The following is a 9271-nucleotide window of genomic DNA, read 5'->3' as shown; positions in this document are numbered from 1 at the left end:
GCCGGATCGGCGCGGGCGCCTGGTCGGACCGGGTCGGCAGCCGGATGGGCCCGCTGCGCCAGGTCGCGATCGCCGCGGTCACCACCATGTTCCTGCTGGCGCTGACCGCATGGACCGAATGGTGGTGGGCGGCCGTCCCACTGCTGGTGATCGCGTCGGTGGTCACCGTTTCCGATAACGGCCTGGCGTTCACCGCCATCGCCGAACGCGCCGGGCCGTTCTGGAGCGGCCGCGGGCTCGGTGTCCAGAACACCGGCCAGAACCTCGCGATCGCGGCGGTACCCCCGGTATTCGGCGCCCTGATCACCGCCACCGGCTTCCCCGCCGCCTACCTCGCCGCCGCGGCCCTGGCGGCCGCGGCGATCCCCCTGGTTCCGGTCGACTCGGAGAAACCCCTGGAATAATCCGCGGCCGGGTACCGAGTGCGGGCCGCCCATTCGTAATCGGCACCCGCCCGTTCCACACGCGGGCGGGTGAGTCGATCGCCGGGTCCGGCGATGCGATCCTTCCGCCCGAGTCGCGCTCGACACCATACCGGTGGGTCGACGGCATTCAAGAGCTGCCGGTTCCGACTACTCGGAACAGATGATCGTCAGATATCGATGAGTACGGCGGGATCGAACGCCACCGAGATCGGGGTATCGGCATCGATCTCAGCGATGAACTCCCCGCCACCTGCAATCGGCCGCTCCCACTCGTACACCGAGCCGGTCAGGGCGCCCCGGTGGATCCGGATCCTCGGCCGATGCTCGACGATCCAGTACTGCGGGATGCCCAGCGCAGCGTATTCGCGCACCTTACGCACTCGGTCGGTGCGTTCGCTGCCGCTTCTCGGGGACACCACCTCGACCACCAATTGCACATCGGTACCGGGAATGAGCTTCGGCGACTCATCAACGATCGCCGCGCGTGCGATCGCCATGGGAATCACGAAGACATCGGGTTTCCGGACACCGGACGGGGTACTGACCTCCCATCCGCCGCCGTCGCAGACGAATACGTCCGCGCCCTCACCGGCCGAGCGAATCCGGTGGGCCAGCGACCGGCCGATGTAATTGTGCCGGGCTCCCGCGGCCACCTCGACCAGCCATCCGTCCTCGAGTTCGAAACCCTTGCCGTCGTCGGGCAGGTCGTACAGGTCGAGCACCGTGTAAGGGCCGAAGCCGACTTCACGGGTCGCGCGCCACGTGGCCACGCTGCCTCCGAATCCTCGAAACGTCGGGGGTGCCGGCCCCGGAACCCCCGACGTTATCGGAATCGGCCACCCGCGAACTTCGAATGACCTCCGATTCCGCCGGACTCAGACCGCGGCGGCGATCCGGTCGCCGACCTCGACGGTCGAAGCCGCGCCGGAGCGGGCGGACAGATCCTTGGCGACCGCTTCCTGGATGCGGGTGGCGGCCTCGGTTTCGCCCTTGTGCTCGAGCAGCAGGGAGACCGAGAGGATCGCGGCGGTCGGGTCGGCCTTGGACTGCCCGGCGATATCGGGGGCGCTGCCGTGCACCGGCTCGAACATGCTGGGGTTGGTGCCGGTGGCGTCGATATTTCCGGAGGCGGCCAGGCCGATACCGCCGCTGACGGCAGCGGCGAGATCGGTGATGATATCGCCGAACAGGTTGTCGGTGACGATCACGTCGAAACGGCCCGGATCGTTGACCATATGGATGGTGGCGGCGTCGATGTGCTGGTAGGCGACCTCGACGTCGGGGAATTCGGCGCCGACCGCGTCCACCGTCCGCTGCCACAGCGAACCGGCGAAGGCCAGCACATTGGTCTTGTGCACCAGGGTGAGGTGCTTGCGGCGGGTCCGCGCCTTGGCGAAGGCATAGCGGACCACGCGCTCCACCCCGAACCGGGTGTTGGTGCTGACCTCGGTGGCGACCTCATGCGGCGTATCCACCCGGATCGCCCCGCCGGTACCCGTGTAGGGGCCCTCGGTGCCCTCGCGCACCACGACGAAATCGATATCCGGCGTACCGGCCAGCGGGCTGCCGACCCCGGGATACAGCTTGGACGGGCGCAGGTTCACGTGGTGGTCCAGGGCGAACCGGGTGCGCAGCAGCAGTCCGCGTTCGAGCAGACCGCTGGGCACCGACGGATCGCCGATCGCACCGAGCAGGATGGCGTCGTGCTGCTTCAGTTCGGGCAGCACCGAATCCGGGAGCACCTCGCCGGTGGCGTGGTAGCGCTTGGCGCCGAGGTCGTACTCGGTCCGCTCGACACCGGGTAGCACCACGTCGAGCACCTTGAGGGCCTCGGCGATGACCTCGGGGCCGATACCGTCACCGGGGATCACGGCGAGCTTCATGACTACCACGCTTTCTACGTACGACGGGCCGCGAACCGGGCGGACGCGGCCATCGGGCCGGGACCACGGCACGACGACGCGATCCGGGCGGGTCCGGGCCGCACAGACCCGGACCCGCCCGTTTCCGCCTCCGCGGTGCCCCGGCCCCGGGCGGGCACCGCGCTCGGCTACATCAGAACAGGTCGACCAGCGCGACCTTGGCGGCACCCACGGTATCGGCGATCTCGGAGCGCACCGCGGCGGGCACCTCCTTGTTGACGCGGAACACCACGGTGGCGCCTTCCTTGTTGGCGTCCTGGGTGAGCTGCGCGGCGAGGATATCGATCTCGGCGTTGCCCAGCGCGGTGCCGACCTTGCCGAGCGCGCCCGGCCGGTCCTCGTAGTTGAGCACGGCCAGGTTGATGCCCTCGGCGCGCATATCGTAGTTGCGGCCGTTGATGTTGACGATCTTCTCGACCTGCTGCGGTTCGGTCAGCGCACCGGCCACGTTGATGGTCCGGCCGTCGCCGAACACCGCGCGCAGATCGACGAGGCTGCGGTGGCTCGGGCTCTCGGTGACCGTGGTGACCTCGGCGGTGATCCCGCGCTCCTGCGCCAGCGCCGGCGCGTTCACGAAGGTGACCTGATCGTCGACATGAGCGGAGAACACTCCGCGCAGCGCGGCCAGCTGCAGCACCTCGACCTGCGACGCGGCGAGTTCGCCACGCACCTGGACCTCGACGCTCACCGGCAGTTCGTCGGCGAGGGCACCGAGCAGCGCGCCCTGTTTGCGCACCAGATCCAGCCAGGGCGCCACCTCTTCGCCCACCACACCGCCGGTGACGTTCACCGCGCCGGGCACGAACTCGCCGGCCAGCGCCAGCAGTACGGATTTGGCCACATCGGTACCGGCCCGGTCCTGCGCTTCACTGGTGGAGGCGCCCAGATGCGGGGTCACCACGACCTGCGGCAGTTCGAACAGCGGGCTGTCGGTGCACGGCTCGGTCTCGTAGACGTCGATACCGGCGGCGCGCACATGCCCGGACCGGATGGCATCGGCCAGCGCGGCCTCGTCCACCAGGCCGCCGCGCGCGGCGTTGACGATGACGACGCCCGGTTTGGTCTTGGCGATGGCGTCCTTGCCGAGGATGCCCTTGGTCTCCGGGGTCTTCGGCAGGTGGATGGAGATGAGGTCGGCGCGCTCGAGCACCTCGTCCAGGGTCAGCAGTTCGATACCGAGCTGGGCGGCGCGCGCCGGGGAGACGTAGGGGTCGTAGGCGATGATCTTGGTCTCGAAGGCCGCCAGGCGGGCCGCGAACAGCTGCCCGATCCGGCCGAGGCCGATCACGCCGACGGTTTTACCGAAGATCTCCACACCGTTGAAGCTGCTGCGCTTCCAGGTGTGCTCGCGCAGGGTCGCGTCGGCGGCGGGGATCTGACGGGCCGCGCTCAGCATGAGGGTGACCGCGTGCTCGGCGGCGGTGTGGATATTGGAGGTGGGGGCGTTCACGACCATGACACCGCGTTCGGTGGCCGCGGGGACATCGACGTTGTCCAGGCCGACGCCGGCCCGGGCCACGATCTTCAGGTTCTTGCCGGCCTCGAGGACCTCGGCGTCGACGGTGGTCGCCGAACGCACCAGGATCGCGTCGGCCTCCGGCACCGCGGCCAGCAGGGCGGGCCGATCCGGTCCGTCGACCCAGCGGACCTCGACACCGTCACCGAGCGCGTCGACGGTCGACTGGGCGAGCTTGTCGGCGATCAGAACTACAGGACGGCCTGCTTGGCTCACAGTGGGTTACTCCTGGGTGACGGGGGACAGCCGGTTGACGCGGCCAAGCTTAGTTCGGCCCGATCCCGGCGTTGACCCTCCCCCTCGTGGTCGGCTGCCGTCACACGTCCCGCCACCTGCGCGGACCGGCTCCGCGGGTGGCCGGAATCACCCGGGGCGCACGGTGTATGCCCCGTCACTCGGCAGTTCGCCGCCGCAATCGCCGCTCGACCGGCAACACCCGGTGCGGCGGGCAGCGGGAACCAGGGCGTTCTCCGGGCGGCCCGGCGGGTTCCGGAAAACCACCGGCGGCCGCGCGACCGATTCGATCATTCGGGACGCCGAGCACCGCTCATGCGTTGCACCGACCGGAATCGGCGGTCATGCTTTTTCGACCCGCCGAGAAAGCGTCGACAGTTCTCGGTGAATTACGCGTCACATCACACGCGAGAGTTCAGAGAAATGCGAATCGAGCCATTTTCAGGACCCCTACCAGGGCGTACACCGTAAATTGATCCGCCGTGGCGCGCTGCCCCGATGGTAATGCGACCCTGGGCGCGTTCCGTATACCGCCCGAGGCCACCGGTGCCCGCTTCTCGAAATATCGTCTCCGGACCGTCGATGATTTATCCGGTAACCGGCCGCGCAACGGAAGAGCCCACCGGCCCCCTGGCTTCGCGGGAGGTCCCGGAAACGAGGCGGGGCCTCGTACCGCCCGGTACGAGGCCCCGCTACTTCGTCACACCACTCAGATGGCGCGGACGTCCTGAGCCTGAGGACCCTTCTGGCCCTGCCCGATCTCGAACTCCACCCGCTGACCCTCTTCGAGGGTGCGGAAACCGCTGCCGGCGACTGCCGAGTAATGCACGAAGACGTCAGGTCCGCCCCCGTCTTGCGCGATGAAGCCGAAGCCCTTCTCGCTGTTGAACCACTTCACGCTGCCTTGAGCCATGATACTTACTTCATACTTTCTGTTGCGAGCCAGGCGGATCTCGGTTCGATCTGCCTGATCTCCATGACAACGATGCCACGTTCCGCAAAGTTCCTCCACATCGGGAAGTCGTGAATGTGAGTCACGACGCCCCCGCCTACCACCGGATATGACCCCGGACGGGTGCGCGCGCCGCCCGTGCGGGCCGTCGGTTGCCCACCCGTGCGGGGGATCCCGGGGTTATCCCGTAGTACCGGGGGATGATTCCGGATGAGATTTTTCCGGGACGGTGACATTTCACACTCGTATGCGCGATGGTGAATTCCTATCGCCGACCGGCGCGGATTTCAGGCCGCGCCGGGAGCTGTACGAGAGGATTCGACGTGTTCCGCACGACATCAGTACCCGCCATCCGCCGGGCCACCGCCCGCACGGCCGTGGCGGGTGCGATCACCCTGCTGCCGCTGGCAGCGCTCGCCGCCCCGGCGGCGGCCGGCCCCGAGGCCCCGGCACCCGGCTACACCCAGACCGACCGGGACCGGCACTGGGACCACGACCGGGACAGGGACCGGCACCGCGACCGTGATCGCGACCGGCATTGGGACCGGGACCGGGACGACCACTGGAACCACGACCGCCACCGCGACCACGGCTGGGACGACCCGGCCCAGTGGTACCGCCATATGCTGCGCGGCCTCTTCGGCAGCAGCTGACGGCCGGGGCCCGCGTCGTCCGGATTTCCCGGGGGCGCGGGCCCGGCGTCCAGCGGCTGCGCGCACCGACCCCAACTCGGCCCGCGACTCGACCCGACGATGTCACCGACAGCCGACCCATCGCCGACGCCCGGAAACTGTGTCGAGCCTTTGCAGGTCGATCGGATTCAGCTTTCACGGGCCGGGCGGGTGGTGGACACGACGGTTGCTGTTGTGCTCGAACGGCCCGTCCGGGCCGGGACGGTTGTACGCTCGTAGCATAATTCGTATCCCGGGGGCGGCCCGGAATCTAGGCTCTGTCCATGACCGAGCCCCGCAGACTCCAGGCGATTCCGGGCGGCAAGATCGACGGTCCGCACCGGCAACCCGCGATGCCGCCCGAACCACTGTGGCGGGAAATGCTGGGCGAGCGGCTGCGTGCCCTGCGGGGCGAGCAACGCGAGACCCTCGCCGAGACCGCCGAGCGGGCCGGTATCTCGCCGCAGTATCTGTCGGAGGTCGAACGCGGGCGCAAGGAGCCGTCCAGCGAGATGATCGCCGCCCTGGCCGGGGCGCTCGGTACCTCGCTGGGCGAACTCACTCGGCAGGTCGCCGACGAACTCCTTTTCCGCAGGCGGTCCGCGACGGCCCCCGCGCCGCTGCCCACCGGCGTCCACTCGCCGATGCTGCGCGCGGCCTGAATCCGGTCGGCCGGTCCTTCCGGCCCGGCACTCCCGGCCGAGTGCGCTCAGGCGCGCGGCGTCAGCACCCTGTCCGCGAGCCCGTAGTCGACTGCCGCGGCCGCGGTGAACACCCGGTCGCGATCGGTGTCGTGGCGTAGCTGCTCCGGAGTGCGGCCGGTATGCCGGGACAGGATGTTCTCGATCTCCGCCCGCATCCGCACCAGCTCATCGGCCTGCAGGATCAGATCCGGAATCGCGCCCTGCCCGCGGGCCGCGGGCTGGTGCAGCACCACCCGCGCGTGCGGGAGCATCGCGCGGTGGCCGGGCGCGCCACCGGCCAGCAGCACCGCCCCCACCGCGATCGCCTGCCCCACACAGGTGGTGTGCACGGGGGCGCCGATGTGCTGGATGGTGTCGTAGACCGCGAGCATGGACGACAGGTCACCGCCCTCGCAGTTGATGTAGAAGTCGATCTCCTGGCCCGGGCTCTCCGATTCCAGATGCAGCAGCTGGGCGATGAGCGCGTTGGCCACCCCGGAGTCGATGGGGGTGCCCAGGTAGACGATCCGCTCGGCGAGCAGATGCGAGTAGATATCGGTGATGCGCTCCCCCTGCGGATGCCGGGCGATCACATTGGGAATCGTGTAGGTGCTCATGAGATCCCCACCCGCTGCCGCTGCGGGACGACCTGGCCGAATTCGCCGACGATATGGTCGATGAAGCCGTACTCCTTCGCCTGGGTGGCGCTGAACCAGCGGTCGTGCAGGGAATCCTCGTAGATCCGGTCGTAGGGTTGTCCGGTGTCCGAGGCGATCAGCCCGAGCACGGTTTCGACCGTGTAGCGCAGATCGTCGGCCTGCACTTCGACATCGACCGTGGAACCACCGATTCCCGCGGAGCCCTGATGCATGAGGATCCGGGCGTGCGGTAGCGCGAAACGCCGGCCGGGGGTGCCCGAGGAGAGCAGGAACTGCCCGGCGCTGCAGGCCAATCCGAGCGCCAGTGTGGACACCGGGCACGGCACCAGCCGCATCACATCGCGAATCGCCAGCATCGCCGGGACCGAGCCGCCGGGGGAATGGATCCACAGCGAGACGGGGGCGTCACCGTCCTCGGCGGCCAGCGTGAGCAGCTGGGTGGCCAGCAGGGTGCCGTTGTCGTCGTCGAGTGGGCCGTCGAGCACCAGTACGCGGCGGGCGAGCAGTTGTTCGCGGGCGCGCCAGCCGAACAGCGGGGATTTGTCGTCGTGAGCCATGTGCTCCACGCTGCCGGACCGGATGCGCCGGCGGGAGTGCGCGCTGCTGTGAGCGGATCTGCTCTCGGCAGCGGGCTCAGGCGCGCTCGCCGGTCGCGGACTCGTGACCGCTCGCGGTCGCGGACTCATGACCGCTCGCGGTCGAGGGCGTGAGACCGCTCCGATCGCGGACCATGCCCTCACGATCGCGGCTCTGCGGCCGTGAGGCGCTTCGATACTCGAGATTCACGCTGCGATACGTCACGGAAACACGGCGTCCCTACCGTAATTCCTCGTATACGCCGCTGTATACAACGACGAATGCAGTGAAGTCAGCGGGCTGACCTTTCCTGAGTGGAGGCCGTACGGTCATGAATGCAGCCAGATCCGAAGCACCTACAACAGCTGCGGCGAACCGCCGGCCGCGCAGGCGGGCACGTACCCTGCTCGCCCTGCCCGCCGCCCTCTGCGTGACCGCGCTGGCGGTTACCGCGTGCGGCAGTTCCGCCTCCGACCAGGCCGGCTCGAACGCCACCTCCTGCGTCGACACCGCGGGCCCCGCGATCAAGGTCGGCTCCTTGAACTCCCTGTCGGGCACCATGGCGATCTCCGAGGTCACCGTGCGCGATTCCATCAAACTCGCGGTCGACGAGATCAATGCCGCGGGCGGCGTCCTGGGCAAGCAGATCCAGCTGGTCGGCGAGGACGGCGCCTCCGAGCCCACGGTCTTCGCGGAGAAGGCGGAGAAGCTGATCAGCAGCGATTGCGTCGCCGCGGTATTCGGCGGCTGGACCTCCTCGAGCCGCAAGGCCATGCTGCCGGTGTTCGAGGACCGCAACGCGCTGCTGTACTACCCGGTCCAGTACGAGGGCCTGGAATCGTCGAAGAACATCTTCTACACCGGCGCCACCACCAACCAGCAGATCGTGCCCGCCCTCGACTACCTCAAGGGCCGCGGCGTGAAATCGCTGTACCTGGTCGGCAGCGACTACGTCTTCCCGCAGACCGCCAACCGCATCATCAAGGCCTACGCCGAGGCCAACGGGATCGAGATCAAGGGCGAGGACTACACCCCGCTCGGTTCCACCGACTTCTCCACCATCGTGAACAAGGTGCGTTCGGCCGACGCCGACGCCGTGTTCAACACCCTCAACGGCGATTCCAACGTCGCGTTCTTCCGCGAGTACAAGAATGTCGGCCTGACCCCGCAGGACATGCCGGTGGTCTCGGTGTCCATCGCCGAGGAAGAGGTCGGCGGTATCGGTGTGCAGAACATCGCCGGCCAGCTCACCGCCTGGAACTACTACCAGACCGTGAAGAACCCGGTGAACGACGCTTTCGTGAAGGCGTACAAGGCGAAGTACGGCGCGAACAAGCCGACCTCGGATCCGATGGAGGCCGCCTACGTGTCGGTCTACCTGTGGAAGAACACCGTCGAGAAGGCGCAGTCGTTCGCGGTGCCGGATGTGCAGAAGGCCGCGGGCGGGGTCACCTTCGACGGTCCCGAGGGCACCGTCGCCATCAACGGCGAGAACAACCACATCACCAAAACCGCCCGTATCGGTGAGATCCGGCCCGACGGCCTGATCTACAGCGTGTGGGATTCCGGCGAGGCCATCGAACCCGATCCGTACCTGGCGGGCTACTCGTGGGCCGAGGGACTCGGGGGCTGA

10 protein-coding genes are annotated in these 9271 nt (G+C 68.4%); 4 read left to right on the top strand and 6 right to left on the bottom strand.

All coding sequences use genetic code 11. The features are described from left to right. The coding region (locus ACWDU1_RS01785) for an MFS transporter (RefSeq protein WP_449994989.1) at window positions 1-404 on the top strand (404 nt) is incomplete at its 5' end. A gap of 188 nt (window positions 405-592) precedes the next feature. Here the strand turns inward: ACWDU1_RS01785 and ACWDU1_RS01780 are convergent. The 4 genes from ACWDU1_RS01780 to ACWDU1_RS01765 form a co-directional block, all read right to left on the bottom strand. Then, entirely contained in the window at window positions 593-1195 is a 603-nt protein-coding gene (locus ACWDU1_RS01780; RefSeq protein WP_449994987.1) for a Uma2 family endonuclease, read from the bottom strand. Between the two features lie 105 nt (window positions 1196-1300). Next, window positions 1301-2308 carry a 3-isopropylmalate dehydrogenase gene (locus tag ACWDU1_RS01775; protein ID WP_449994985.1) on the bottom strand — a complete coding sequence of 336 codons (1008 nt, stop codon included), beginning with the start codon at window positions 2306-2308 and terminating at the stop codon, window positions 1301-1303. A gap of 172 nt (window positions 2309-2480) precedes the next feature. Beyond that, window positions 2481-4079, bottom strand: coding sequence for a phosphoglycerate dehydrogenase (gene serA, locus ACWDU1_RS01770; RefSeq protein WP_449994983.1), 1599 nt, complete (start codon window positions 4077-4079; stop codon window positions 2481-2483). A 727-nt stretch (window positions 4080-4806) separates the two neighbouring features. Next, window positions 4807-5010 carry a cold-shock protein gene (locus tag ACWDU1_RS01765; protein ID WP_063059615.1) on the bottom strand — a complete coding sequence of 68 codons (204 nt, stop codon included), beginning with the start codon at window positions 5008-5010 and terminating at the stop codon, window positions 4807-4809. Window positions 5011-5372: 362 nt separating this feature from the next. Between ACWDU1_RS01765 and ACWDU1_RS01760 the strand changes: the two genes are divergently transcribed. Together ACWDU1_RS01760 and ACWDU1_RS01755 are read left to right on the top strand one after the other, a co-directional pair. Next, window positions 5373-5702: a hypothetical protein gene (locus tag ACWDU1_RS01760; protein ID WP_449994980.1), complete on the top strand. Its 330-nt coding sequence runs from the start codon at window positions 5373-5375 to the stop codon at window positions 5700-5702. A gap of 302 nt (window positions 5703-6004) precedes the next feature. Continuing rightward, entirely contained in the window at window positions 6005-6382 is a 378-nt protein-coding gene (locus ACWDU1_RS01755; protein ID WP_449994978.1) for a helix-turn-helix domain-containing protein, read from the top strand. A 47-nt stretch (window positions 6383-6429) separates the two neighbouring features. Here ACWDU1_RS01755 and ACWDU1_RS01750 read toward each other — a convergent pair whose 3' ends face one another. Together ACWDU1_RS01750 and ACWDU1_RS01745 are read right to left on the bottom strand one after the other, a co-directional pair. Next, a complete protein-coding gene (locus ACWDU1_RS01750; RefSeq protein WP_449994976.1) occupies window positions 6430-7020 on the bottom strand; it encodes a ClpP family protease in 591 nt (196 codons plus the stop codon). Continuing rightward, window positions 7017-7619: a ClpP family protease gene (locus tag ACWDU1_RS01745; RefSeq protein ID WP_449994974.1), complete on the bottom strand. Its 603-nt coding sequence runs from the start codon at window positions 7617-7619 to the stop codon at window positions 7017-7019. The genes ACWDU1_RS01750 and ACWDU1_RS01745 overlap by 4 nt, the downstream gene beginning before the upstream one ends. 350 nt (window positions 7620-7969) lie before the next feature. Between ACWDU1_RS01745 and urtA the strand changes: the two genes are divergently transcribed. Further along, window positions 7970-9271: an urea ABC transporter substrate-binding protein gene (urtA, locus tag ACWDU1_RS01740; protein WP_449994972.1), complete on the top strand. Its 1302-nt coding sequence runs from the start codon at window positions 7970-7972 to the stop codon at window positions 9269-9271.

It is taken from the genome of Nocardia sp. NPDC003345, assembly GCF_053589395.1.
The sequence above is the reverse complement of the archived record's forward strand: the minus strand, read 5'-3'. Positions and strand labels throughout refer to the sequence as shown.

Bases quoted from the DNA above. Each gene is read 5' to 3' on its own strand.
- ACWDU1_RS01775 (WP_449994985.1), bottom strand. From the start codon at position 2,308: ATGAAGCTCGCCGTGATCCCCGGTGACGGTATCGGCCCCGAGGTCATC.
- ACWDU1_RS01765 (WP_063059615.1), bottom strand. From the start codon at position 5,010: ATGGCTCAAGGCAGCGTGAAGTGGTTCAACAGCGAGAAGGGCTTCGGC.
- ACWDU1_RS01755 (WP_449994978.1), top strand. From the start codon at position 6,005: ATGACCGAGCCCCGCAGACTCCAGGCGATTCCGGGCGGCAAGATCGAC.
- ACWDU1_RS01750 (WP_449994976.1), bottom strand. From the start codon at position 7,020: ATGAGCACCTACACGATTCCCAATGTGATCGCCCGGCATCCGCAGGGG.
- ACWDU1_RS01745 (WP_449994974.1), bottom strand. From the start codon at position 7,619: ATGGCTCACGACGACAAATCCCCGCTGTTCGGCTGGCGCGCCCGCGAA.
- urtA (WP_449994972.1), top strand. From the start codon at position 7,970: ATGAATGCAGCCAGATCCGAAGCACCTACAACAGCTGCGGCGAACCGC.